Genomic DNA, 24,940 nt, shown 5'->3' on the forward strand with positions numbered 1-24,940 from the left:
TCATGTTGCAGCTATAAAAAGCTCAGATTTATGATGAAATAAACAGTAGGATCCTTATGACTTTTCCGCATTTATCAATTGAAAGGCATTATCGATGATATCGAATGCTTTTAATCTTTTTTGATTATCAAAAATGTAATTGGTATGCATGATTTCATTGGCATTGACTTGGATTATGAAATCCTTGAGTTGATTGGCCAAGCTTTCCGGATTTCCAATAAAGGTGCAATTGACCATGGATTCTACCGCACGCTCAATCTCAGGAATACCTTCGTAAATTGGTTTTTCTGTAGGAGCGGATAACGGTCTTCGATGATTGGTCACTATACCAGCAAAAAGATTAAATAAGGAGCTGGATAGAAATTGTGCTTCTTCATTGGTATCCGCAGCAACAATATTGACACAGACCATGAAATATGGTTCTTGGAGTTGAGAAGATGGTTTGAAATTTTGCCGGTAAATTTCGGAGGCTTGCATTAACATGGCTGGTGCAAAATGAGCAGCAAAAGCATAAGGCAAGCCTAATTCTGCAGCTAAGTATGCTGAATCCGTGCTTGAACCCAAAATCCATAAAGGCACATCAGTCCCTTCACCTGGAAATGCCCTGACTTTTGAACTGGCATTTTCAGGATTGAATAATTTCTGCAATTCTAAAACATCATCTTTAAAATAGAATGCCGTGTTGAGGTTATTACGCCTTAATGCCATAGCCGTTAATTGATCTGTGCCTGGCGCCCTTCCTAGGCCTAAATCTATTCTCCCAGGATAGATACTTGCCAAGGTGCCAAACTGTTCAGCAATTACTAATGGAGCATGATTTGGCAACATAATTCCGCCGGAACCCACTCGAATTCGTTGTGTAGCCTGTGCAATATGCCCGATTAAAACCGCAGTAGCCGAACTGGCAATATGTTCCATATTGTGATGCTCTGCCAGCCATATTCGGGAATAATTCTTTATATCGATGTATTCTGCACCTTCTTTCGCTCGAGCGATGGCTTCACCTGCCGTGCTATTTTTGGAAACAGTAGCTAATTCCAATAAGGAGTGACGTATGTTTTTCATAAGCATAAAGATAGATAGGATAAGATTGCCAACTTAAATATCAAAGTAATATTTTGAGAATTGGCAATTTAGTGACAGAAGGTCGTTGAATTAACTTTTTCGTTCGCCAGCAATAACAATCAATTGGTTGTTGATATCAGTCGTGAAGAATAAATAAATAGAGCCACCATCTTTTATTTTGAACTTTTTACGGATGACATCTACTTTATCTGGGAAATTACGAGTGGCAATATTGGCTTGAGGCCAAGGGTTATTCTTTTTTAATTGCGAATGGGGGATGACCGCGGTAATCTTAAAAGTTCTACCCGGAAAATCAGGATTCCATTCATTTGAAGTATATAAATGGGCATGTTGATGAATTTTTCCCAATCCAAAGCGTTTGCCTACGGTTTTGAAGGCACCAGCTTTGGTGATTGCCACGTCAGGATCATATAAATAAGCCTGTGGTAATAAGAATCTGCTTATGATGGATCGTTCTTCATCATAAGTGAAAACTAAATCCTGCAGTTTATCTTGGAATAACCGAATGGCTCGAATTTTACATTCCCCTTCATATCCTCGTTCTTGAACGAATAAGAGTTCCTTACAATCGTTGTCTAAACTGATGACATAGACAAATCGAACATGCTTCAAACTGTTCAAGGCTGTAGTTATATCCAGTAATGGCGCTAATTTGCTAATGACATAACGGCTTTTTTTAAAGAATAAGTCTTGATGAGCAACGATATTTGGCTCGCAATCTTCCAATAGAAACACTTTTCCTTGATTTACTCTTCTGGACGGATCGACATAGATATAATTAAAAGCTTGATCTTCGGAATCTTTCAAGAGTTCAATTCCATCTGTGACAATGCAATTGAGATTTGCTACTCGGAGTATTTTCGCGTTATATGCGACGATTTCTGAGAGCTTGGCGTTAAGTTCACAGTGAATAACTTCGGATGCTTCCTGAGCGAGATAACAGCTATCTACGCTGAAGCCCCCAGTCAAGTCGATAACTCGTGATCCTTTGGCAATAAGTGTTTGTTTAACCAATGCGGTATGCTCTGAGGAGCATTGCTCTAGATTAATCTTGTCCGGATAATAAATACCTTCTGAAAAAGCCCAGGTAGGCAATTTTCGGACACTACGTTGCCATCCGTCAATTTGAGCGGCTAGTTCCGGAGCGCTGACATTAGGGAAAGGACTTTTCTTTAAAGCTATTTCTGTGGGAGATTTCTCCCGGTTAGCTTTAAGGAAATCTTGAACGTCTTTCGCTAATATATTTCTATTCATCGTTCTTTTTAACCAACATTTGGCAAGTATAACTATCCTTAAGTTCGCGAATAATTTCCTTATTTACCAAAACTCGGTCAATTGTTTCTTGATTATAGTATCGTATGGTGATTAATTCCAGTCCTTTTTCCATGGAAACTTTATAGCGTTTTTCTAATTCCGTTAAAAGTTTCATGACATTTTCACCTGTATCATCCACACTAACGGAGAAACTGATTGCCGAATTGTGCATCATATTGATTTTGATTCTGTTCTTGTGGAATAAATCAAAGATATGGCTCAAATTATCCTCCACGATAAAGGAAAAGTCTCTTGGCTGAATATTGATGAATACCTGATTTACCTTAAAAATAAAAGAGGGTACAGGTAATGTTTGATTTGTTGTTTTGATTTGAGTGCCCGGTTCTTCAGGATTTAAGAAAGAACGTACATTCAAAGTTATTTTTTTGTTTTGAAGTGGCTTAATGGTTTTTGGGTGAATCACCGTTGCACCATAATAAGTCAATTCGATAGCATCTGTATACGATAATTCAGGGATAAGCTCTGTGCGTTCGAACCATTTTGGATCTGCATTTAATACACCTGGGACATCCTTCCAAATGGTAATATTTTCAGCATTTAAACTCGCTGCAAAAATGGCTGCTGAATAATCAGACCCTTCGCGACCAAGCGTTGTGGTAAAGTTTTCGGATGTAGAACCAATATAACCTTGGGTTACAATAACTTTGTCATCTAAAATAAATGGTAAATCTTTACGGATTTTTTCTTCCGTCTTTTCCCAATCTACACGTGCTTCTTGGTAGTTATTATCGGTTAGGATGTAATCTCTAGCATCAACCCATTGAATAGGAACATGCTTATAGTTACCATATGCGGCAACTATTTTTGTCGATAGAAGCTCGCCCACCGATACAATCTGATCAAATAAATAATCAAATTCATCTTGAGGATCTTCCTCGAGAATCCATTCTACTTCTACAAAAGTGTTGGCAATATCGTCGAAAATAGGGTTGTTATGATCTTCAAAAAGCTCATTTAAGATTTGGAAATGCTCATTTTTCAAATCTTCCAACAGGCTAAAATAATCTCCTTCTTGCTTGAAGTAATTTGTGGTAATCTTTGCTAATTTATCAGTCGTTTTACCAATTGCGGATACGACTACAAGCAATTCAGATTCTTTATACTTTTCGATGATGGAAACGACGTTTCTAATATTCTCTGCACTTTTTACAGATGCACCACCAAATTTAAATACCTGCATTTATATGATTAAATAGATTGAAAATATTCTTGTAAATTTCTCACGTATAATTTTCCGGTTTCCGTCATTAAATCTTTTACCTCGCTGAAAGGGACAACAATGGTTGTGGTTCCTGCAGCATATGGTTTTATCTCATATGGATTATAATGAAACATGATACCATTTTTTGTAATTCCATAGTTAGCGGATAAGACAAACTTGCCTTCTTCAAAGAAGTAATCACGTTCTAAACTGCTAGTATCACTGAGGTTCTCCGCTTTACGGAAAATATTTTCTGCAATTTTAGTAAATTCTTTCATCTTATTATCAGAAATAAAGCTGTTAAGCGCTAATTTTCTGAAATTTTCGAGTTCAAATACGGAAATATTTTCAAAGGAATTGCCATGCGCTCCACCGGAGAACTCATAAGTGGCATTTTTAATACAGATTAACTCTGGTGAATATAGACTAATATTTACTTTCGTACTTTTCGTCCAGGCAATAGGGTAGTTGAGGTCATTTTCCTCAATGAAATTGCCATAACCTTCAATAAAATTGTTTGCATAGGTTTGAATATTCGGTTCCCCGTCAATTAAAATCGTGCTTTGAACCAAATTATTCAGATTGCTATCTTGAAATACTGGGTAGATTACCTCAGCAAAGGTAGTGTCCAATTGATCATCATGCTCAGCTATATAGGGACTTATTTCCTTTATAGTTCGCGTTTCATAGGTCATGGTGTCCTTAGCGACACTATTGGCTCCATTTACTTGATGTGCTTTATCCGTTTTATTCGACTGACATCCCAACATGATAATCGGGAAAGTCCAAAAAGCTATTTTAACTAATTTATGCTTAAAAATTGATATTAACATTAATCCACCCTTCATCAAACTTACTGTTGTATTTTTTGTAAAAATTTATCGCTGGTTCATTCCAATCCAGTACTTGCCACATCATTCCACTGAAGCCAGCCTCTTTAGCATAGTTAATGGTATGGTCCATCAATAATTTTCCTAAACCTTTACCACGCATGGATTCGGTGACGATGATATCCTCCAAATATAGCCTTCTACCTTTCCAAGTGGAATAGCGAATATAGTAAAGAGACATCCCGACGATTAAGCCTTCATGTTCGACAACAAACGCCCACCATACAGGTTGTTCCCCAAAACCAGCAATTTCAAATTCTGCCAAGCTTACTGTGACCTCATCAGGCGCCTTTTCATAAGTCGCTAATTCTTGAATTAATTCCAATAGCCTAGGGCAATCTTCTTTTTTTGCAGTCCTAATTTGAAAATCCATTATTTTGCTTTGAAATGTTTTATAACTCGTTTTCCAAATATGGTGCTTCCTAATCTGACCATGTTGCTTCCTTGTTCAATTGCAAGTTTATAATCCGAGGACATACCCATAGAAAGTATATCAAAAGATGCTTGCTTGCGGAAATAGGTTACTTTAATGCCATCAAAAAGCATTTTAAGTTCATAAAATTCCTCTTTAACAATGCGCTCATTCTCTGTGTTGGTTGCAATGCCCATTAACCCGCGGATACGGATGTTTTCAAATTCTGCAAACTCAGGGCTGCGTAATAGTTCAATAAGCTCAGCATGGTCTAAACCAAATTTTGTGTCCTCGTCAGCAATGAAAACCTGCAATAAACAGTCGATAACACGGTTGTGTTTCTTTGCTTGTTTATTGATTTCCATCAAAACTTTTAGTGAATCGACAGAATGTATTAGGCTGATAAACTCAGCGATGTACTTGACCTTGTTGGTTTGTAAATGACCTACCAGATGCCATTCGATGTCTTTTGGAAGTGCTTCATATTTTGCAACCAATTCCTGAACTTGGTTTTCACCAAAAATTCTTTGTCCTGCTTGGTAAGCTTCTAAGACGTCTTCATTGGGTTTTGTCTTTGAAATGGCCACTAATTGAACAGCAATCGGCTGCAGTTCTTTTTGTAACTCGGTAATATTGCTTTCTATACTCATATTAATTTGGATCAACTCGGATGAAAATACCCCAGCTAATTCGTAGCTTTTACGTATTTTTGTTCAAATTTACAAAATGCAGCGATTAATACTGATTATATCCCTTTTGTTTTTTCTGTTTAGCTCATGCAAAAAGAATAAACCAGAGGGAATTCTTTCGGAAAAGAACTTTGAAGAATTGATGACGGAGGTGCACATTCTGGATGGTTATATAGGAACCATCCCAATTGATAGTGCCCGAAAAGTTATTGATCCACTTTACAGTCAATTACTTGAGAAGTATAAATTGGATACATTGAGTTTTGATAAAAATGTAGATTACTACATGGGTAACCCTAACTTAACTGCTGAAACCTATGATAAAATCGTTAAGAATTTAGAGGTTCAAGAGCGAGAATTTTATAAAAAAGATAGTATTCGCAATGCTATATTTCAAGATTCGGTTTCTCGGGCGATGTTGTTAACCAGAAAAATGGACTTGGCAAATCAAATGATTCTAAATGCTAAATCAGATTCCATCAAAATGACACCTGCAGAAAGTACAAGAAGGTTATATAATCTGACAGGGATATCTTGGTTATGGGATAAGAACATGCTTCAAGAACATTTGAAACAAGAGACACCAGTAGCGCAGCCAATCGCGCCATTGCCAGAAACGGAGCTTCCACCGCCAACAGAAATGCCAAAGGTAGAAGAGGTAGTCCCTAGAGCCATAGATACAGCTCGTGGAAGGCTGGATTTAAAACCAGTGCGAAGGAAAGGTCAACCTATTATACAAGACTTAAAACCTATTAAAGAGCAGCTAATTCATTAATAATAACCATGATTTATCCAAAGAACGCGGTAGAAAAGTTAGGATTTACGGAGATCAAGGAGCTGATTAAAACAAAATGTATCAGTGAAGCTGGCAAAGAACTAGTTGATAAAATTCAACCTCAAGTGAAGCTTGATCTAATAGATCGATTCTTGAGACAGACTAATGAGTTTAAAAATCTCATAGAGCATGATGCTCCGCTACCTGTTGACCATTTTTACCCCTTAAAACATATTGCGGAGAAAGTTAAAGTAGAAGGAGCCTTCTTATTTGAAGACGAATTCTATCGGGTTCTGCTTTCTTTGCGTACCGTATATGCCATCATTCGTTATTTTAACGATAGGGCACAACAGTACCCAAACTTGGAATTGCTATTTGAACATTTACCTATTGAGAAGTCAATACTTCGCAACATCGAACAAGTTATTGATGATCGAGGGAAAATGAAAGATAATGCTTCAAGGCTTTTATTGGATCTAACCCAGCAAATCAGCAAGTCTGAGCAAGAGGCTAGGAAGCGATTAGATGTTGTTTATAAGCAGGCGCAAGCTAACGGCTGGACAGCTGATGGAAATTTAACCATCCGTGATGGAAGGTTGTGTATTCCGATTTTAGCTGAAAATAAACGTAAGTTGAAGGGCTTGATTCATGATGAGTCTGCAACTGGTCAAACTGCTTATATAGAGCCAGAAGAAGTGTTTCACTTAAATAATAAAGTAAGGGATTTGGAGTTTGAACGTAGGAGAGAAGTTATTCGCATATTGACGAGCTTAACGACTGAATTACGTCCTCATGTTCCATTACTGATGGCCTATCATGGTTTATTGACCAAGTTGGATTTTGTTCGGGCAAAGGCCTTGTTTGCCTTGGATGTGGATGCGCAAATGCCTGAACTTTCAAAAGCTGCAGATATTGCATTGGTCAATGCAAGACATCCCTTATTGCTATTAGCATCACGACAAGAAGGACATCCTTCCGTTGTCCCATTGAACTTGAAAATCGATGAAACTGATCGGGTTTTGTTAGTTTCCGGTCCTAATGCTGGGGGTAAATCAGTCTGTATGAAAACAGTCGGCTTATTACAGCTTATGTTTCAGTCGGGCTTGTTAATTCCTTGCGATCCAACTTCCAAAGTCGGAGTATTCAAACAGTTCTTTGCCGATATTGGCGATGATCAGTCTATTGATAGTGATTTAAGTACCTACAGTGCCCATTTGTCAAAAATGAAGCACTTTGCTCAGTTCGCTGATGCTAGAACTTTGGTGTTGATTGATGAGTTCGGTACAGGGACAGATCCTCAATTTGGTGGACCTATCGCTGAGGCTGTGTTGGAGGTTTTAAATAAAAAGATGATCCGTGGCGTTATTACGACGCACTATTCAAACTTAAAACTCTTTGCTAGTCATACTGCTGGGATTGAAAATGCATCCATGCTTTTTGATAATGAGGCCATGAAGCCACTATATATCCTTCAAGTTGGTAAGCCGGGTAGTTCTTATGCTTTCGAGATTGCTCAGAATATTGGTTTGCCAAAAGAGGTTTTGCACCTGGCTAAACAGAAAATTGGTGTTCAGCAGAAGAAAGTCGATACATTACTAGTTGATTTGGAGCGGGAAAAGAAGGAATTGTTTGATTCCAAACGTGCTATCAATCTCCGTGAGAAGGAAGTTTTGACGCAACAGTCGGAATTGAATGAACTGAAAAGTTATTTGGAAGACAATAAGCGTCAATTGCTTAAGGATGCTAAAGAAGAAGCTAGACAGATCATTAAAGACGCAAATAAGTTAGTAGAGAACACGATTTCGGAGATTAAGACCAGCCAAGCTGACAAGGAGAAAACCAAAGAACTTCGTTCAGGTCTTCAACAAGCCTCGGAATCCTTGAAGGAAAAGCCTCATAAAGAACCTAAAAAACAGCCTATTGTCAATGAGACAGATGAAGCTTTAATCGTGGGAGATTGGGTTCGTATTTTAGATACGGGCAATGAGGGGCAGGTGATGGAAATTGCAAAGAACAATTTAATTCTTGCTTTAGGTGAGCTTCGTACCGTTGTGAAAAAGAATAAGGTGGAGAAGCTTCGCGGGAAAGAGAAAGCCAAAGTAGCGAAACGGTTTAAATCAGTTTCCAGTGATTCAGTTGCTGACTTTAGTCCGGAGGTTGATGTTCGAGGTATGCGCACGGAAGATGCCTTACAGAAGATTGAGCTGGTTTTGGATCGTGCCGTAATGATTGGCTATCCATCTTTGAAAATTATTCATGGAAAAGGGGATGGGATCCTTAGGAAATTTATTCGCGATTATTTGCGAAAATATAATCATGTAAGTCGATTTGAAGATGAACATGCAGATCGAGGGGGCGATGGGATTACCTACGCGTACATCGACTAAAGACAAAGGGAGGATTTTTATCCTCCTTTTTTGTTGGAATCAAAATGACAAGTAAGAGGATTTTACCTTTTTACCAAAAGCAAGTTAATTTATGTCTGAGGCTAGATTTATCTTGGTTTGAAATTATGCGAACATAATATTCTAACTGGGGTGAAAATAGCTTTATCTGTTACTAAATTGTGGTTGAAATGAGCTGATTTCAAAGAAATAGGAAAAAACTTTTCCACAATTTGATAAATGTTAAAATTTGTTAAACTGTTAATGTAAGTAGGGTTTCGTTGATAAAATTCCAATTAAACTAAATAGTTGCTGTGAAAACTATTTAAATTTTCAATTCTTACTTATCCGAATGGGACATTTAGCTACAAAAAGTTGGGTGTGAGTATATTAAGTTTATGTTAACCCTTGTGTTAAGTCAAATTGACTTTATAATTTTGCGTCGGAAAAACAACTTAACATATGAAGAAATCTTTACTTTTCTTTGCTTTGGTTCTTGCGAGCTATGGTACTATCCAAGCGCAGGTTACCACGAGTAGCATGACAGGTGTTGTCACACAATCAAGTGGGACAGCGACAGGTGGAGCTACCATTAAAGCGACTCACTTACCTTCAGGAACACGTTACTCTGCTTCTGCAAATGAGTCAGGTCGTTTTAATTTGGCCAACATGCGTGTTGGTGGTCCTTACAAAATCGAGATCACTTACGTAGGTCAACAACCAATTGTTATTGAAGATGTATTCTTGCAATTGGGTCAACCATTTGTTTTAAACCCAGTGTTTGGAACAGATTCAAGTACTTCTATTGCTGAAGTAACCGTGACTGGTCGTGGCAGCAGAACACAAAAGAACGGTACTGCTACAGTTGTTAACAGACAAACAATTGAAAACTTACCTACTATTGAGCGTTCGGTAAACGACTTAACTCGTTTAACTCCACAAGCGAATGGTACTGCAATTGGTGGTGGTAACTACCGTGCGAACAACTTTACAGTGGATGGTGCTAACTTCAATAACCAATTTGGTATTGGACAAAACATGCCAGCAAATGGTTCGCCAATCTCAATCGATGCGATTGAGCAAGTGGTAGTAAATGTTACGCCATTCGACGTTAGACAATCTGGTTTTACTGGTGCTGCCGTAAATGCGGTTACTCGTTCTGGTAAAAACAATTTCTTTGGTTCAGCATTCTATACTGGTCGTTCGGATAAACAACAAGGAACACGTGTAAATGATGTTACTTTGCCAATCAACCAACTTTCGGTAAAACAGTATGGTGTGAGCTTAGGAGGTCCAATCATTAAGGATAAGTTATTCTTCTTTGTGAACTTGGAGCAAATGAAACAACAAGAGCCAGGACCATCAAAAGTTGCAGCAACTGCTTCTGCACCATTTGGTTCAGCTAACTATATCGCTCGTCCAACAGTTGAGTTCATGGATGAGGTGTCAGCTTATTTGAAATCTAATTTTGGATATGATCCAGGACCGTACCAAGGTTACTCATTCGACTCTAATAATGATAAATTATTCGCTCGTTTAGACTGGAACATTTCAGATAACCACAAAATTAACGTTCGATACAACCAAGTAAAAGGTAAAACTCCTTCATTCTTAAGTAGCTCTTTCTCTAACTCAGGTATCAATACCTCAGTTTATCCAATGAGCAGAACAGGAAATAACGCGATGAACTTCCAAAACTCGAATTATTTCTCTGAGAACAATTTATATTCAGGAACATTAGAGTATACAGGTAAAACTGGTGAGTTTAACCATTCAGCACGTATTTCTTATGTGAATCAAAACGAACCTAGATCTGTAGTTGGTGATGTATTCCCATTAGTAGATATCCGTGATGGAATCGCTGGATCAGGTGGTAATGTTTTGGTTTCATTCGGTACAGATCCATTTACTTATGGAAACTTACGTGACGTTCAAACTTGGACTGCAAACTACGATGTAAGCCGTGTTTTTGGTAATCACAACGTTATGTTTGGAGCACAGTTTGAAACTAGTATCACAAAAAATGGATTCCAACGTTTTGGTGCTGGATATTACATGTATAATTCTTGGGAAGATTTCAAGAACAATAACAAACCAGTTAACTACGCTTTAACTTATCCATTGACAGAAGATGGTTCTCAAGCATTCCCAAGCTTTAAATTCAATCAGTACTCATTCTTCTTACAAGATGAATTTACTGTAAATAGCCAATTGAAATTGACAGCAGGTCTTCGTATGGAGTTACCAACATATCCTGGAGTTGATGAGATGAAAACACACCCATTATTGAATACTTTAGAATTCGCTAATGGTCTTCATTTAAATACTGGTGCAATGCCTAAAACTCGTGCAATGTTTTCTCCACGTATTGGATTTAACTATGATGCAATGGGCGATCGTTCATTAATGGTTCGTGGTGGTACTGGTGTATTTACTGGACGTATTCCATTTGTTTGGATTGTTGCTCAATCTGGTGATGCTGGTATGTTGCAATATACACAGACTATTGGTGCTGGTGATGCAAGTATGCCTAACTTTAGTAAGGATATCAAAGCTAATTACCCAACTACTTTGCCAACGCCAGGTACTACACTTCCAAGTAATATGTCGGCAATGGATAGAAACTTGAAATTCCCATCAACTTGGAAAACAAGCTTAGCTGTTGATTATAGATTACCATTTGGAATTACTGCAACTTTAGAAGGTATTTACAATAAAGATATCAATGCAGTAGTAGCAAAGAATGTTAACTTGGTAGAACCAACTGCATTAGAAATCCCTGGTTATAATGACCATAGATTCATTTATCCAAATAATCGTGTAGATAAATACCTTTACAAAATTGATAGTAAAGGTAATTTAGTAAATGATAATGGAAGTACTGCTTTTGTTCCAACTTTAATGACGAATGCAAAAGGTGGACATTATTACTCAGTTACTGCTCAATTGACTAAATCATTCGATAAAGGGTTCTCAGGTATGGTAGCTTATACCTTGTCTGGTGCTAAAAACTTTGGAGATGGAGCTGGTGATCAAATTGGTAACTTATGGTCAATTCCATTGCAAGCAGGTGGTAACTCCAATATCGCTGAGTTAAGCCATACTTCAAACGTGGTTCCTCACCGTTTACTAGGTACCCTTTCATATACAAACAATTGGATCGGAAAATTGAATACTTCCATGACTGTTTTCTATAACGGTAACTCAATGGGAAGATATTCATATAGCTACGGTCAAGATTTCAACAGAGATGGTGTATCAAATGACTTAATCTATATTCCTTCTGATAAATCAGAATTGAAATTTGCAGATATTGCTGCTGGAAACTCTAACTATGGTAAGAAAGCTTATACAGCTCAAGAACAAGCAGATATTTTCTGGGGAATCGTTGAAAATGATCCTTACTTGAAGAGCCGTATCGGTAAAACTACAGAGAGAAATGGTGCATTAGCTCCATGGAGACATCAATTTGACTTCCGTCTTTCACAAGAAATCGTGAAAAATGTAGGTGGTGTAAATAACTCTTTAGAATTCTTCTGGGATGTATTCAATATCGGTAACTTGTTCAACTCATCATGGGGTATTTGGAAATCTAACAATACTGTATTGTTAACTCCAACAAATATCGCTAAAGTTACTCCTGATGGTACAACTGTTCCAACATTCAACTTAGGTTATGCTAATGGTGATGTTGTAAGAGAATTAAATAGACCTAATGAGTCAATCTCTTCTACTTATTACATGCAATTTGGATTGAAATTCAAATTCAACTAATAGTAGGTTTAGAATAAAATTAAAAGCTCCCGTCAATTTACTGACGGGAGCTTTTTTATTTAGATGGAAACAGAAATTTTTATTCCCTACATCTTCATTGTATATGGTATCCTTCTAATTCTAGAAGTTTGGTTTCAATAGATACTTGTCGTAGAACTTGAAGATGTGGCCTACGGCTTCATCTGCTGTATCAACCATACGATAGAGGTTAAGGTCTTCCTCGCTGATATATTTGTTACCAAGCATCGTTCCTTTGATCCATTCAAACAAACCACTCCAATATTCAGTACCTACTAAGACAATTGGGAACCTTGCGATCTTACCAGTTTGAATCAAAGTAATAGCTTCAAATAATTCGTCCATAGTTCCAAATCCGCCAGGCATTACAATATAACCTTGGGAGTATTTCATGAACATGACCTTACGAACAAAGAAATAGTTGAATTCAAGTAGTTTATCGCGGTCAATATATTTGTTATGGAATTGTTCATGCGGTAATTCAATGTTTAATCCTACTGATTTACCTCCTGCATTATAGGCTCCTTTGTTGGCTGCTTCCATAATACCTGGACCACCACCAGAGATAACTCCGTATCCTCTTTCTGCTAATAAACGTGCTATTTCTACCGTCATTTGGTAGTACTTATGCTCATCTGGTGTTCTTGCTGATCCGAATATGGAAACACAAGGACCAATCTTTGCTAATTTTTCGAATCCATCCACAAACTCCGACATAATCTTAAAGATTTGCCAAGAGTCTTTAACTTTTATTTCCTGCCATGTTTTGTTGGCAAAGGAGTTTAATATTTCATCATTCTGCGTCATACGTCAATATTTTTATTTTCAGGTAAGCAGAATTATCCGCCATACCGTTACTTGTAAGATAATATTAAATATTTAATTTATGTTTAGTCCAGACAACTTTTTGCTGAAAATTCTTCAAATTTATTCCTTATCTGACTTGGTTTTATTTTTGTAATTTTGGCAAATGAATTTTTCGTCTAAACTTCTTGAACAAGCAGTAGAAGAGTTTTCCAAACTACCCGGAGTAGGAAAGAAAACTGCTTTACGTTTAGTGTTACATCTATTGAAACAATCGGATGCTGATGTCTCGAAGTTTACCCAATCTCTTGATCGCTTAAAATCCGAAATACGCTATTGCCGGACTTGCTTTAATATCTCCGATCAGGAGGTTTGCGAGATTTGTGCTTCTCTAAAACGTGATCATAGCTTAGTCTGTGTTGTAGAGGATACCCGTGATGTTATGGCAATTGAAAACACGAATCAATACCATGGTGTTTACCATGTATTGGGCGGATTGATTTCACCAATGGAAGGAGTAGGCCCAGCTGACCTTAAAATCGAGAGCTTAATTGAACGAATTCGAAATTCAGAAGTAAAAGAAGTAATCCTTGCCCTTAGTGCTACCATGGAAGGGGATACAACTATATTTTACCTGTATAGAAAACTTCGTGAATTTAATATCCAAATCAGTACCATTGCCAGAGGAATCTCCTTTGGTGGTGAATTGGAATATGTGGATGAAATTACACTAGGAAGATCCATTGCAACTCGTGTTCCTTACGAGCGCAATGTCGGTTAAACTTCCTTATTCATCTTGCTAATGATCCAATAGAATCCTATTGCACAGATCATCAATACAGTACCATTTCCAATCCAAAGCGTATTATAGCCAAAATGCTCGGCAATATAGGTTCCTAAATAGGCACTGAACACATTGGCCATAGCGAACGCTAAGGAGTTAAATCCCATATATGCTCCTTGATTTGATTTACTAGCTCTAGAGATGCTTACTGTGGCCATAAATGGCAAGGAAAGCATTTCCCCAGTAGATAGCATAAACATCGCTAAAAAGAGCCATGTCATACCTAAATCCAAAGGTAGCATCAAATAAGATACACCCGCTATGGCAGTACCCCAAAGCATGATTTGACGCACAGAGAATCGATGCTCAACCACATGTACTAGGATCATCTCAAACAACACAATTACAAATCCACTAAAGCCTAAAAGTAATCCGATTTGATCAGGTAGTAGCTGATGTGCCTCTTTGTAATATAATGGGAGAGTACTCAATAATTGAAAGAATGCCATAGAAAAGAAGCAGCATAGAATATTGAATACGATAAATAATCCGTCCTTATAGGCATTCCTAACAGGTCCTTCCTCCACAAACTGCTCTTTTTTATACTCTTTAGGTTCTGTTCTTGCTTTTCTATTTCTAAAGAAATAAATAAAAACTACAGCAGCAACACCAGCAGCAATTGCATTTCCGTAAAAGATCCAGTCGTAAGAAATGGTAGCCAAGAATCCACCAAGAGCAGGGCCAATAGAAAACCCTAGATTGACTGCCATCCTGTTTAATGAGTAGGCACGAGTAATGTTTTCTGGTTTAGCATATCGAGCAACGGAAACCGAGTTAGCAGGTCGGAAAGTGTCGGCAACTAAGGTCAACAAGAAAATCATAAGCGCCAAACCTTCAAAGGTTCGGAAATTAGGCAATACCAAGAATAGTGGAATAACTAGAATCTGGCTCCACACCTGAACCTTAAAGTTTCCGAATTTATCGGTTAGCCAGCCTCCTAACCAAGATCCGCATACAGATCCTAAACCAAAACAACCTAATACCATACCGATCTGAGGTTTGCTGAAGTTAAGTTCTGAGGACATGTAGATCCCTAAAAAAGGGATTACCATGGAGCCAGTACGGTTAATTAGCATAACTAATGCTAGTAACCAAGCTGCTGGAGATAATCCTTTATAGGAGTTTATATAGAGTTTAATTAGTGCTTTCAATATGGTAAATAGATTAACAGTACCCTTTGCAGGGTACAAATAAAAGATTGTATGTCTGCAAGATTAGGCTTTGATGAGATCTAGAGAAGCATCAATAGCATAGGTGTTCGCCACTGTACGTTTGCTACCGGTCTGCTTATCTAGGATAATATCAATTCTTCCAAGATTAACACCCGAACGTCCGGTTTGGTTTACCAGTGTGATTTTACCATCCAGATTGCGAACTTCCGTAGGTTTATCCAAAAACGTATGTGTATGTCCGCCTATGATTAAATCAATGTCCTTTGAATTCTTTGCTAAGACTAAATCTGAGACTTGATCAGTGTCATAGGAATAACCGATGTGAGAAAGACAGATAATCACATCACATTTCAGGTCCTGTTTCAGCTTTTTAGTCATTCTAGCAGCAACTTCAATTGGATCAGATATTTTGACACCTTTATAGCTATTCGGATCTACTAAACCATCTAAATTAACTCCAACAGCAAAAACACCTATCTTTATGCCATCTCTTTTGAAGATCTCGTACTCTTTGGATTTGCCTTCCATGATGGTTCCACTGAAATCATAATTGGAGGAGATAAAAGGGAAGTTAGCTTTGTCAAAGTGTTTTAATAGCCCTGGAAGTCCATTATCAAACTCATGATTTCCGAATGTTCCGGCGTCATATTTTAATTTAGACATCAGTTCTAATTCCAATTTTCCGTCAAAGACGTTGAAATATGGAGTTCCTTGGAAGATATCTCCAGCATCAAACAACAAGACATTTGGTTCTTCTGATCGGATTTTATTGATCAAGGTGCTACGTCTAGCCACTCCGCCTAGGCCTTGGAATCTGCTTCCATCCATAGGGAAGGGGTCAACACGGCTATGTACATCGTTGGTATGTAGAATGGTAATTTTAACTTCTTTCCATTTAGCAAAGCCAGCTAATGGAAGTCCAGAAAGACTAACTGCAGCTCCTGCAGCTAAGATTCCCTTTAAGAAATCCCTTCTATTCAATGATTTTAACTCTTCCATCTAATTTCGATTCTACTTGTTTACCAGCTTTTGTCAAGCCTTGAATATATTCGATCAGCCCCTCACGAACGAGCTGTTTTGTAGTGACACTTTTTACAGGTTTATCTAAACCACGCACATGATCTCCACCATTAGCAACGAAATCATAAGTGATTAGTTTGTATGTCTTATTGGGATCAATAGCATTCCCAGCGATTTTGAAATCTATTAATTTCTTATCCTTGATTACAATTTGAGCATTGCTAATAGGTTGTCCATTAGTTTCAGCAATAAAATCAGCCAATCTTAAGACATCAGATCCTTTTAACTCTAGAATGACCAATAGGTTTTCAAAAGGCATGAACTCAAAAACAGTACCTACAGTAATATCTCCAGCCTTAATACTCGAGCGGATTCCATCCTTTGTAGCCATGGAAAAATCTACTTGTGGATCAATATTACGGCCGATATTTACCATTGCATCGGTGAAAAAATTGCCTAATAAAGTTTCCGGAAGATTACGATTTTGAATCATGTTTTCTTTGGAAGTACCAATAACTTCATTCATTTTGGCTTCCAATTGTTGACGATAGGGCGTAATATAATTACTTATCGCTGTATCCTCAACAATTTTACTATCGATGCTAAGCATCTGTTTATTACTTACCGTAGCTTGGTAATAGGTCGTTTTACAAGAACTTAAGCTAAGCAGACCAACAAGAAGAAACAGCAAATTATGCTTTGAAAACCATGTCTTCATATCAATAATTTTATGCAAAGGTATTAAGATTGCCAAGAAAACGAAACCTCTGATGCATTATTTTGATGACAGGGGATAAAAATAATATGCTGTTTATATTATCTTAATTTTATCCCAAATTCTCTTCAAAGTATCTTTTTACAAAATAACGTACTAAGCCCATGCTGATGGAACGATCACCTAAATTGGAAGCTACAAGCTCACAATTATTAGCAATCATTTTCATGGTATAGGTATGAAACTGTTGTTGAATGGAGGAAGATAAAAGGGGAGAAGCCTTTGCAAATTCACCAGATATCACGACAATCTCAGGATTGAATAATTGAAGGATCATCGCTAATGCTTTGCCTAATTTATTACCTAGCGTGGTCATTAATTGTATAGCATATTGATCGCCATTTAATGCTGCTTGTATCAAATGCCTTGGTTGGATTTCTTCTTCTAAATTGACCATGTTTAAAACGGTCGGTATGCCAGCTTCGATATCTTGTTTGGCTTTTTCTACAAGGGAAGCCCCAGAAATTAAAGTCTCCAGACAACCACGTTTACCACAATAGCATAGCTCACCTTCTTCTTTAAATGAAATATGTCCTATTTCCCCTGCAAAGCCATTCTTACCCCAATGCAGAGAATGGTTGCTAATAAAGGTTAGTGCAATTCCCCAATCTAAATGAACCATTACACCATCTTTTTTACCTTTTAATGCACCGTAATATTGTTCGGCAATACCGGATGTCTTTGCATCATTGATGATAATGGTAGGTTTATAGAATTCATTTTCTAACTGCTTTTCCAATTGAAAATCATCTTCATAGAAATAACTGTAGTTAATACCCGTGCTTTTTTCAATTAAGCCAGGCATAGAGATAGCTATTCCCGATATTTCATCCCAATGAATGGGAGCTTCTATTACATAATTACGAACCGTATTAATTAAGGTTTTAAGCTGGCTTTTATCCTTTGAGAGGTGATAAGGAAAAGTTTTAGCAGGAACTAATTCTACACAGTTATTGTCTAGAATCTGAATCTTTAAAGACTGTTTCCTGACCTCAACGGTTACAATTTTAAATAAATTATCATTTAACTGATATAGATTAGGTTTTCTACCACCTATTGACTCTCCTCGCTCATGCTGTATGATTAAACCTTGAACAACCAATTCCACCAAGAAAGCGTTTAATGTTGGAAAACTAATATTTAGTTTTTTCATTAAATCATTAATGGAGATTTTCCCTTTTTGAAAGATGGCATTTAGAATAGCGATTTTCTTTTTGTTGGTCTTTTTTTCTTTGTTGCTGCTATTTGTAGTTAATACTTTTTCTACGCTGTTCATATGGTTATTATACGGTTTCCGACAGTTATATATGCTTAATAATCAACTATATTTTGCTTGAATGTGAATATTATTGATTAATTAAGCCTCTTTACAAATATATAATTAATAATTTATCTAATTTGAATAAAACCGTAAAACAATATTAATATTACATCATTTTTTATCCTTTTATGTTGTAAATATTAATTGAATATTAAATATTTTAATAAAGTCAGTTTGAATAATTAAAATTTTAAGGATGTTTAGTTTAATGAAGCCTTTATCTTATATAAAGGTGCTGTTAAAACAACAATAGGCTAAATGAAAATTTCATTTAGCCTATTGTTTCTTACGCTAAGAATTTAGCTTTAGGGTTCTTGTTTAGTACAAGGATAATAGTCTTTTATCCCTAATTTTATTTTTTATCAATTTTATATACTTTTCCAGCATCCGTGAAGGCGTAAAGTGCCCCATCATTACCTTGAATAACATTTCTGAATCGCTCTCCTTCTTTTGCTAATAAGCGTTCTTCACCGACAACTTTATTGTCCTTGATAACTAATCTTGCAATATGTGTACTGCTTAAGCCTCCGATAAATAGATTGTTTTCCCATTCAGGAACGCGATTGCCTTTATAAAAAGTCATACCACTAGGCGACAAAACAGGATCCCAATAGTATACTGGTTGCTCTAAACCATCTTTTTGTTGTATAATCGGGGTGCCGATTGGTTTTCCCGAATATTCTAATCCATAGGTGATAGTTGGCCATCCGTAGTTTAATCCAGGTTTTACCAAGTTTAATTCATCTCCACCTCTTGGGCCAAATTCTGTTTCCCAAAGGTCACCTGTTACTGGGTGAAAAGCTAAACCCTGTACATTCCTATGCCCATATGAATAGATTTCTGGTCGAGCATTTTTATCTGATTCAAATGGATTACCTGCCGCAGGCTTACCATCCTTAGTAATTCTAATAATTTTACCTAATGCAGATTTTAGGTCTTGTGCTTGAGGACGCGTTTCTAAATCAGAACGTTCTCCAGTGGTAACAAAAAGATTCCCGGATTTGTCAAATAATATACGACCTCCATAATGTAATTTACCTTTGTAGGTTGGTAATGCTTGGTAAATAACAGTAGCCCCTTCAATGCTCTTTTCGTCTGCTGCTAATTTCCCTTTTGCCACAGCAGTATGGTTTCCATCGGCTACAGGTTCTGAGAATACCCAATAAACCATTCTATTTGTTGCGAAATCAGGGTCTATAGTAACCCCTAATAAACCGCCTTGACCATCTGAATCTACCTTTGGTAAACCGGCAATAGGAGCACTCACTTGTCCAGAGGTGGGATCGACGATAACCATATTCCCTGCCTTCTGTTGAGTAACTAAGATTCTGCCATCCGGTAAATTCGCGGCTCCCCATGGCGTTTTTAAGCCTTGAGCTATTACCTTGCCTTCAAATGCTGTGGCGGTTTTTACACCAGCTATGCGTGTTTGCCCTTCAAATGCAGGCTTGTAGTCTGTATTTGCTTTTTGTGTTTCTACGGGTGGATATTTTGTCGTATCGACCGAAGTGCCTGTGCTGTCTTTTGCTCCTGCCTCGGTACCATTGGTGCCTGAGCAAGAAACTAAAGCTGTTGCAGCTACATAAATTAAAGCACTTGTTATTTGTTTTTTCATGTTGTGGTTGATTATTTGTTTATTTCTAATTTGTTGTTTCTTTAATTAAACTCCGGACGCTTCGGAAAGTTTGCGACATGTGCATATTTTGGCCCCATGCTAATAATAGTTTCCTTCCATAAATCTTCACCATCGTTGATAAACGTAAGGTCAATATGAAATGAGTTGTGTACAGCCCAGGAGTTCTGTTTTATCTCGTCATCTAACTGCCCTGGACTCCATCCCGAATAGCCTAAGAACAATTTTACCTCATCACTACTCAGTAGGTTGTCATTCAGCAAATCCCGAAGGTGATCAAAGTCACCACCCCAATAAAGATCATCCACAATGTGGTTTCCACTCTTTAGTTTGTCATATGCACGGTGGATAAAAAATAAAGCATTTCCTTCCACAGGACCACCAAAATATAGCGGTACTTCCGTATTGTCCATGCCTTCAAGGACATCCGATAAATTAAGCATGGAACGATGGTTTAATACTAAACCTATTGTGCCATCACTGTCATTGTGCTCACAGAGTAAGATGACTGATCTTTCAAAGTTCTGATCTAGCATAAAAGGCTCTGAAATGAGCAAGCTTCCTTTTTTTGGTGTGAATTCGTTGAACATAAAGAATAGTTGTAAGGGTGTGAAAATAATTCTTACTGTTTTTAATTCTACCGTAAAATACTAATAATTTTCATATCCTTTTCATTAAAAAATGGATAATTGGTTAAGTTTGTAACAAATACATATCTGCCATGTCCATTGTACATAAAGAAATAGCTGCAATTCGTGAAGACTATGCCAAGAGCAGTCTTAATGAAACTGATGTGCTTAGTAATCCCATTGATCAGTTTTCCAAGTGGTTTCATGAGGCTGTTGCTTCTGAAGTCACAGAGCCAACTGCTATGGTCGTTTCTTCTGCCGACCTGAAGGGTCGTCCTTCTTCTCGCGTGGTGTTATTAAAGGATATCAAATCCAATGGAATTTCTTTTTTCACCAATTACAACAGTCGTAAAGGGCAAGAAATGATTTCAAATCCTTTTGTAAGTGTTCTGTTTTTCTGGCCGGAACTGCAACGTCAAGTTCGTTTCGAAGCAGAAGTAGAGAAATTACCTGTAGAGGATTCCGATGAATACTATGCTTCAAGACCACGTGGTAGCCAATTAGGTGCTATAGCTAGTCCGCAGAGCGAGGTTATTGCCGATAGAAAAGTATTAGAGGATCGTGTTGAAGCTGTTGAGAAGGAATTTGAAGGGACAGCACATATTCCTAGACCAACTTTCTGGGGAGGCTTTTTATTAAAGCCTTATCGAATGGAATTTTGGCAGGGGAGAAGTAGTCGATTACACGATCGTATCGTATATGAAAAACAAGCTGATGATTGGAAAATCATTCGTATAGCGCCATAAATAAGATGTTAACAGCAATTAAAGAGATATTACAAAAGAAAGTTGATCAAGCAGCTGTTTTAGAAGAACAACACCTTGGTTTGCAATCTGCCCTTTATATTAACCCAATTCATTTAGTAGCCGTTTGCCGAGTATTACAGGAAACCGAAGGTCTGTATTTTGATTTTCTATCCAATATAACAGCAGTAGATTATCATCCAGAAAATTATTTTGAGGTGGTCTATCACTTGAGCTCTATACCTTATCAAAAGGAATTGGTATTAAAGGTGAAGTTGGAGAATGATCGGCGGCAAGAAAATCTACCTGAGCTCCCTTCGGTATCCTCCATTTGGCGTACTGCCGATTGGCATGAACGAGAAGCCTTTGATTTAATGGGCATATTCTTCACCGAGCATCCCGATTTAAGAAGAATATTACTACCAGATGATTGGCAAGGATTTCCACTTCGAAAAGATTACGTCGATCCAGATACTTACCATAATATTCCTATCAAATAAGGCTGATGAACGAAAAATACCTGAAAGGACTCCGAGATTACGAAAGTCGAATAACGGATGTTTCATCCCAAGAGATGGTGATCAATATGGGACCTCAGCACCCCTCAACACATGGTGTATTACGACTGGAATTGATTACCGATGGGGAAATTGTCAAAGATATTATTCCGCATTTAGGCTATCTGCACCGTTGCTTTGATAAGCATGCAGAGTCTATGAATTATACCAAAACTATTCCTTTTACCGATCGCTTGGATTATTTGGCTTCTATGAACAACAGCCATGCTTTTGTAATGGGTGTTGAAAGAATGTTGGGTATTCAAGATAAAATCCCTAAGCGTATTGAATACATTCGGGTTTTAGTTTGCGAGCTCAATCGTATTGCTTCCCATTTAATTGCCATCGGTACATACGGTATTGATATCGGTGCTTTTACACCATTTATGTGGTGTTTTAGAGACCGTGAGCATATCATGAATATGCTGGAATGGGCATCGGGATCTAGAATGCTGTATAACTACATCTGGATTGGTGGTTTGTTTTACGATATCCCGGTCAATTTCGAAGAACGATGTCAAGAATTTATAGATTATTTCAAACCTAAATTGGTTGAATTGGATGATCTTTTGTCCAATAACCAAATTTTTATCCAACGTACGGCTAATATTGGAGTATTGCCGGCTGATGTAGCTATTAATTATGGTTGTTCAGGACCTATGCTTCGGGCATCAGGTATTAAGTGGGATTTACGACGTGTAGATGCATACTCCGTGTATCCGGAATTAGATTTTGATATCCCAGTAGGTAAAGGGGAGATGGGGCAAATTGGCGATTGTTGGGATCGTTATAAGGTTCGGGTTGATGAAGTAAAAGAATCTGTAAAGATCATCGAACAATGTCTGGCTCGTCTAACTAAAGATTTTAAACGAACTCCTGATTTTGATCCTCGTGCATTAGTGCCTAAAAAGGTCAATTTGAAAGCACAAGATTACTATGTTCGAGCGGAAAATCCAAAAGGCGAGTTAGGTTTCTATTTTGTGACGGCTGAAAGGACCGATATTCCAAGAAGGATAAAGGCAAGAGGCCCAAGTTTCAATAACTTGTCTGTATTGCCTGAATTAGGTAAAGGTGTATTGATTGCTGACTTAATTGCTATTCTTGGCTCCATAGATATCGTGCTTGGTGAGGTCGATAGATAGTTGAATAATGCAAAAAACTGCAAAAACTTTTAGGAGATATGAATTTTATGCATATATTTGCCATCTCATAATTTAAGTTTATAATTGGTTAATAGTTAGGGGAGCAATTGCCAGATTGCTTCCCTTTCTTTTTTCTTATTATTTGCTTAAAATATTAATCATGCACAAATGCGCACTCCTAGTTTCGAGCATTATTGATCCCTTTATTTTTCCTGTTCAATTAATTTTCGAAGTGCTCCCAAATTAGTTTAGCAATTCTTCTAGTTAGATTTTCAGCCTCGTTTTTATCAGTCCAACTTTGATCTTTGTTGTTTTTAGTCAAAATGGAAAAAACTAGATCACCATGTGGGGCATTGACCAAAACCACTTCTCCTCGTGCATCATTTACTGAACCTGTTTTACTGATGGTGCTGTAGATAGCAGGAATTTGTGATAATGAACGTTCATTGTAGAATTGATTCTTTAAAAAACGGTACATTTTATCGGAAGCTTCTGGAGCAATCACTTTTCCTTCTCGGATTAATTCAAAAAGATGAGCAATCTCATAAGGCGTAGTTTGACCCCATCCATATTTTTTCCAGTCTGCTTCTCGTCCTACCGTTCTAGAATTTACTTTGGTATTCATTAGACCTAACTTTTCCATTTGAGGATTAATAACTGCACCACCACCTGCTAATTCTTGAATCCAAATAGAGGTAACATTATCCGAATAGGTCAGCATTAAGGATATCATAGTTGCCAAATCTGTTTTTGTGCTATCCTTGTAAAACTGCATTAAACCAGAACCACCATAAGTACGTTTATCGCTATAAACAAACTCTTGTTTTAAATTCAACTCTTTATCCTGTATTTTTTGAAAGATACCGACTAGTAAAGGTACTTTCACAATACTAGCAGTAGGGAAAATGCTGTCCGCAGAAATACGAACTTCTTTTTTCGTCTTTAGGTTTTTTACATAAATGCCAACATCTCCTTGGAAACCTTTGATTTCTTGTTCAATTTTTTTGCTGAGTTTTTTATCAATTTTCTGCGCATGTAGGTTTATGCTAAATAGAATAAGAAGACAAGCGATAAAGATTTGTTTTTTCATGGTTTAGATATTTTGTTTAATTTGTTTTTCGAAGTTAAGGAATCATAAACAAATATGCAGGCAATGAACTTATTTATGCTCGTGATAGGCGGTAAGCCATCTGGAAGATTTACAGAACAACATGATGTTTTTTTCGGCATAGCTGAAGAACTCAAAGATTTGGTGCCAAGTCTCCATAAGTTTTGGGCAGAGCTAGAAGGAAAAATGCATATCGACTCCTGGAGGAAGGTAAGTCAAGTAGATGGCTTTCAGATAAACGTTGTACCTAGAGATTCCAGCCCTTTAAAAGATGAAAATAAGCTGTTCTTTGTCAATTTGGGTGGCTATAAACCAAATGATATGGAGGAATATCATTACAAACAGGTTGTTGTAGCAAAAGATTTAGCAGAAGCAACTCGAATTGCCAAACAATCTGTGTTTTGGAAACACCATGATTCCTCGCATATTGATGATAAATATGGAATTGATGTAGATGATGTTTATGAGGTAGAAGATTTATTACCTTCTGATTTTAAATCTAAGTTTCAACTGCATTGTGTAGAAGGAGAGGGCAAAGAAGATGAATTAAACGTAGGTTATTTGAAGATTAGTAAATTGATAGCCAAATAATAACAAAAACCATATTGAAGATTTATTAAACAATATG

General features: G+C 37.2%; 22 protein-coding genes. 8 read left to right on the forward strand and 14 right to left on the reverse strand.

Going from position 1 to position 24,940, the window contains the following annotated elements; translation table 11 throughout:
* Positions 1 to 54: 54 nt before the first annotated feature.
* The 6 genes from ACP6L2_RS02985 to ACP6L2_RS03010 all read right to left on the reverse strand — a co-directional run bounded on the left by ACP6L2_RS02985 (position 55) and on the right by ACP6L2_RS03010 (position 5,574).
* The gene (locus ACP6L2_RS02985; RefSeq protein WP_440507813.1) at positions 55 to 1,065 is read right to left on the reverse strand and encodes an LLM class flavin-dependent oxidoreductase; all 1,011 of its coding nucleotides are present in this window, start codon (positions 1,063 to 1,065) and stop codon (positions 55 to 57) included.
* Positions 1,066 to 1,155: 90 nt separating this feature from the next.
* Positions 1,156 to 2,340, reverse strand: a complete 1,185-nt coding sequence (locus tag ACP6L2_RS02990) for a THUMP-like domain-containing protein (RefSeq protein ID WP_440507814.1) — start codon at positions 2,338 to 2,340, stop codon at positions 1,156 to 1,158.
* Positions 2,333 to 3,601 carry an aspartate kinase gene (locus tag ACP6L2_RS02995; RefSeq protein ID WP_440507815.1) on the reverse strand — a complete coding sequence of 423 codons (1,269 nt, stop codon included), beginning with the start codon at positions 3,599 to 3,601 and terminating at the stop codon, positions 2,333 to 2,335. The genes ACP6L2_RS02990 and ACP6L2_RS02995 overlap by 8 nt, the downstream gene beginning before the upstream one ends.
* An 8-nt stretch (positions 3,602 to 3,609) precedes the next feature.
* A complete protein-coding gene (locus ACP6L2_RS03000; protein WP_440507816.1) occupies positions 3,610 to 4,455 on the reverse strand; it encodes a DUF3298 domain-containing protein in 846 nt (281 codons plus the stop codon).
* On the reverse strand, positions 4,436 to 4,885 hold the full coding sequence (locus tag ACP6L2_RS03005) for an N-acetyltransferase family protein (protein ID WP_440507817.1): 450 nt from the start codon (positions 4,883 to 4,885) through the stop codon (positions 4,436 to 4,438). Before ACP6L2_RS03005 ends, ACP6L2_RS03000 begins: the two co-directional genes overlap by 20 nt.
* A complete protein-coding gene (locus ACP6L2_RS03010; protein WP_440507818.1) occupies positions 4,885 to 5,574 on the reverse strand; it encodes a YggS family pyridoxal phosphate-dependent enzyme in 690 nt (229 codons plus the stop codon). Before ACP6L2_RS03010 ends, ACP6L2_RS03005 begins: the two co-directional genes overlap by 1 nt.
* A 76-nt stretch (positions 5,575 to 5,650) precedes the next feature.
* Between ACP6L2_RS03010 and ACP6L2_RS03015 the strand changes: the two genes are divergently transcribed.
* The 3 genes from ACP6L2_RS03015 (at position 5,651) to ACP6L2_RS03025 (ending at position 12,546) form a co-directional block, all read left to right on the forward strand.
* Positions 5,651 to 6,388: a DUF4296 domain-containing protein gene (locus ACP6L2_RS03015; protein ID WP_440507819.1), complete on the forward strand. Its 738-nt coding sequence runs from the start codon at positions 5,651 to 5,653 to the stop codon at positions 6,386 to 6,388.
* Between the two features lie 8 nt (positions 6,389 to 6,396).
* The gene (locus ACP6L2_RS03020) at positions 6,397 to 8,775 is read left to right on the forward strand and encodes an endonuclease MutS2 (RefSeq protein ID WP_440507820.1); all 2,379 of its coding nucleotides are present in this window, start codon (positions 6,397 to 6,399) and stop codon (positions 8,773 to 8,775) included.
* Positions 8,776 to 9,234: 459 nt separating this feature from the next.
* On the forward strand, positions 9,235 to 12,546 hold the full coding sequence (locus ACP6L2_RS03025; protein WP_440507821.1) for a TonB-dependent receptor: 3,312 nt from the start codon (positions 9,235 to 9,237) through the stop codon (positions 12,544 to 12,546).
* Between the two features lie 120 nt (positions 12,547 to 12,666).
* Here ACP6L2_RS03025 and ACP6L2_RS03030 read toward each other — a convergent pair whose 3' ends face one another.
* A complete protein-coding gene (locus tag ACP6L2_RS03030) occupies positions 12,667 to 13,371 on the reverse strand; it encodes a TIGR00730 family Rossman fold protein (protein WP_344676052.1) in 705 nt (234 codons plus the stop codon).
* Between the two features lie 163 nt (positions 13,372 to 13,534).
* Between ACP6L2_RS03030 and recR the strand changes: the two genes are divergently transcribed.
* Complete coding sequence (recR, locus tag ACP6L2_RS03035) at positions 13,535 to 14,149, forward strand: recombination mediator RecR (protein ID WP_440507822.1); 615 nt, start codon at positions 13,535 to 13,537, stop codon at positions 14,147 to 14,149.
* On the opposite strand, the gene ACP6L2_RS03040 is transcribed toward recR, so the two are convergent.
* The 6 genes from ACP6L2_RS03040 to ACP6L2_RS03065 form a co-directional block, all read right to left on the reverse strand.
* Positions 14,146 to 15,363: an MFS transporter gene (locus ACP6L2_RS03040; protein ID WP_440507823.1), complete on the reverse strand. Its 1,218-nt coding sequence runs from the start codon at positions 15,361 to 15,363 to the stop codon at positions 14,146 to 14,148. The genes recR and ACP6L2_RS03040 overlap by 4 nt on opposite strands.
* A gap of 63 nt (positions 15,364 to 15,426) precedes the next feature.
* Positions 15,427 to 16,383, reverse strand: coding sequence for a metallophosphoesterase (locus tag ACP6L2_RS03045; RefSeq protein WP_440507824.1), 957 nt, complete (start codon positions 16,381 to 16,383; stop codon positions 15,427 to 15,429).
* The gene (locus ACP6L2_RS03050; RefSeq protein ID WP_440507825.1) at positions 16,358 to 17,122 is read right to left on the reverse strand and encodes a 5'-nucleotidase C-terminal domain-containing protein; all 765 of its coding nucleotides are present in this window, start codon (positions 17,120 to 17,122) and stop codon (positions 16,358 to 16,360) included. The genes ACP6L2_RS03045 and ACP6L2_RS03050 overlap by 26 nt, the downstream gene beginning before the upstream one ends.
* Before the next feature lie 109 nt (positions 17,123 to 17,231).
* Positions 17,232 to 18,455: an ROK family transcriptional regulator gene (locus tag ACP6L2_RS03055; protein WP_440507826.1), complete on the reverse strand. Its 1,224-nt coding sequence runs from the start codon at positions 18,453 to 18,455 to the stop codon at positions 17,232 to 17,234.
* A gap of 397 nt (positions 18,456 to 18,852) precedes the next feature.
* On the reverse strand, positions 18,853 to 20,115 hold the full coding sequence (locus tag ACP6L2_RS03060) for a PQQ-dependent sugar dehydrogenase (protein WP_440507827.1): 1,263 nt from the start codon (positions 20,113 to 20,115) through the stop codon (positions 18,853 to 18,855).
* Between the two features lie 41 nt (positions 20,116 to 20,156).
* Positions 20,157 to 20,723, reverse strand: coding sequence for a YqgE/AlgH family protein (locus ACP6L2_RS03065; protein ID WP_440507828.1), 567 nt, complete (start codon positions 20,721 to 20,723; stop codon positions 20,157 to 20,159).
* A 131-nt stretch (positions 20,724 to 20,854) separates the two neighbouring features.
* On the opposite strand from ACP6L2_RS03065, the gene pdxH reads away from it, so the two are divergent.
* Genes pdxH through ACP6L2_RS03080 form a run of 3 tightly spaced genes read left to right on the forward strand, consistent with a single transcriptional unit; the run spans position 20,855 to position 23,204 of the window.
* Positions 20,855 to 21,508 carry a pyridoxamine 5'-phosphate oxidase gene (pdxH, locus tag ACP6L2_RS03070; RefSeq protein ID WP_440507829.1) on the forward strand — a complete coding sequence of 218 codons (654 nt, stop codon included), beginning with the start codon at positions 20,855 to 20,857 and terminating at the stop codon, positions 21,506 to 21,508.
* A gap of 5 nt (positions 21,509 to 21,513) precedes the next feature.
* Complete coding sequence (locus tag ACP6L2_RS03075; protein WP_440507830.1) at positions 21,514 to 22,005, forward strand: NADH-quinone oxidoreductase subunit C; 492 nt, start codon at positions 21,514 to 21,516, stop codon at positions 22,003 to 22,005.
* A gap of 5 nt (positions 22,006 to 22,010) precedes the next feature.
* The gene (locus ACP6L2_RS03080) at positions 22,011 to 23,204 is read left to right on the forward strand and encodes an NADH-quinone oxidoreductase subunit D (protein WP_440507831.1); all 1,194 of its coding nucleotides are present in this window, start codon (positions 22,011 to 22,013) and stop codon (positions 23,202 to 23,204) included.
* A 220-nt stretch (positions 23,205 to 23,424) separates the two neighbouring features.
* Here ACP6L2_RS03080 and ACP6L2_RS03085 read toward each other — a convergent pair whose 3' ends face one another.
* Positions 23,425 to 24,294, reverse strand: a complete 870-nt coding sequence (locus ACP6L2_RS03085) for a serine hydrolase (protein ID WP_440507832.1) — start codon at positions 24,292 to 24,294, stop codon at positions 23,425 to 23,427.
* A 63-nt stretch (positions 24,295 to 24,357) separates the two neighbouring features.
* Between ACP6L2_RS03085 and ACP6L2_RS03090 the strand changes: the two genes are divergently transcribed.
* Positions 24,358 to 24,903, forward strand: a complete 546-nt coding sequence (locus tag ACP6L2_RS03090) for a DUF1543 domain-containing protein (RefSeq protein ID WP_440507833.1) — start codon at positions 24,358 to 24,360, stop codon at positions 24,901 to 24,903.
* The last annotated feature ends 37 nt before the right edge of the window (positions 24,904 to 24,940 follow it).

It is taken from the genome of Sphingobacterium lactis, assembly GCF_051951495.1.
GTDB lineage: Bacteria > Bacteroidota > Bacteroidia > Sphingobacteriales > Sphingobacteriaceae > Sphingobacterium > Sphingobacterium lactis_A.

What these genes read in the sequence shown, in the direction of transcription:
- ACP6L2_RS02985 (WP_440507813.1), bottom strand. Translation starts at nt 1,065, where the DNA reads ATGAAAAACATACGTCACTCCTTATTGGAATTAGCTACTGTTTCCAAA.
- ACP6L2_RS02990 (WP_440507814.1), bottom strand. Translation starts at nt 2,340, where the DNA reads ATGAATAGAAATATATTAGCGAAAGACGTTCAAGATTTCCTTAAAGCT.
- ACP6L2_RS02995 (WP_440507815.1), bottom strand. Translation starts at nt 3,601, where the DNA reads ATGCAGGTATTTAAATTTGGTGGTGCATCTGTAAAAAGTGCAGAGAAT.
- ACP6L2_RS03000 (WP_440507816.1), bottom strand. Translation starts at nt 4,455, where the DNA reads ATGTTAATATCAATTTTTAAGCATAAATTAGTTAAAATAGCTTTTTGG.
- ACP6L2_RS03005 (WP_440507817.1), bottom strand. Translation starts at nt 4,885, where the DNA reads ATGGATTTTCAAATTAGGACTGCAAAAAAAGAAGATTGCCCTAGGCTA.
- ACP6L2_RS03010 (WP_440507818.1), bottom strand. Translation starts at nt 5,574, where the DNA reads ATGAGTATAGAAAGCAATATTACCGAGTTACAAAAAGAACTGCAGCCG.
- ACP6L2_RS03015 (WP_440507819.1), top strand. Translation starts at nt 5,651, where the DNA reads ATGCAGCGATTAATACTGATTATATCCCTTTTGTTTTTTCTGTTTAGC.
- ACP6L2_RS03020 (WP_440507820.1), top strand. Translation starts at nt 6,397, where the DNA reads ATGATTTATCCAAAGAACGCGGTAGAAAAGTTAGGATTTACGGAGATC.
- ACP6L2_RS03025 (WP_440507821.1), top strand. Translation starts at nt 9,235, where the DNA reads ATGAAGAAATCTTTACTTTTCTTTGCTTTGGTTCTTGCGAGCTATGGT.
- ACP6L2_RS03030 (WP_344676052.1), bottom strand. Translation starts at nt 13,371, where the DNA reads ATGACGCAGAATGATGAAATATTAAACTCCTTTGCCAACAAAACATGG.
- recR (WP_440507822.1), top strand. Translation starts at nt 13,535, where the DNA reads ATGAATTTTTCGTCTAAACTTCTTGAACAAGCAGTAGAAGAGTTTTCC.
- ACP6L2_RS03045 (WP_440507824.1), bottom strand. Translation starts at nt 16,383, where the DNA reads ATGGAAGAGTTAAAATCATTGAATAGAAGGGATTTCTTAAAGGGAATC.
- ACP6L2_RS03050 (WP_440507825.1), bottom strand. Translation starts at nt 17,122, where the DNA reads ATGAAGACATGGTTTTCAAAGCATAATTTGCTGTTTCTTCTTGTTGGT.
- ACP6L2_RS03055 (WP_440507826.1), bottom strand. Translation starts at nt 18,455, where the DNA reads ATGAACAGCGTAGAAAAAGTATTAACTACAAATAGCAGCAACAAAGAA.
- ACP6L2_RS03060 (WP_440507827.1), bottom strand. Translation starts at nt 20,115, where the DNA reads ATGAAAAAACAAATAACAAGTGCTTTAATTTATGTAGCTGCAACAGCT.
- ACP6L2_RS03065 (WP_440507828.1), bottom strand. Translation starts at nt 20,723, where the DNA reads ATGTTCAACGAATTCACACCAAAAAAAGGAAGCTTGCTCATTTCAGAG.
- pdxH (WP_440507829.1), top strand. Translation starts at nt 20,855, where the DNA reads ATGTCCATTGTACATAAAGAAATAGCTGCAATTCGTGAAGACTATGCC.
- ACP6L2_RS03075 (WP_440507830.1), top strand. Translation starts at nt 21,514, where the DNA reads ATGTTAACAGCAATTAAAGAGATATTACAAAAGAAAGTTGATCAAGCA.
- ACP6L2_RS03080 (WP_440507831.1), top strand. Translation starts at nt 22,011, where the DNA reads ATGAACGAAAAATACCTGAAAGGACTCCGAGATTACGAAAGTCGAATA.
- ACP6L2_RS03085 (WP_440507832.1), bottom strand. Translation starts at nt 24,294, where the DNA reads ATGAAAAAACAAATCTTTATCGCTTGTCTTCTTATTCTATTTAGCATA.
- ACP6L2_RS03090 (WP_440507833.1), top strand. Translation starts at nt 24,358, where the DNA reads ATGAACTTATTTATGCTCGTGATAGGCGGTAAGCCATCTGGAAGATTT.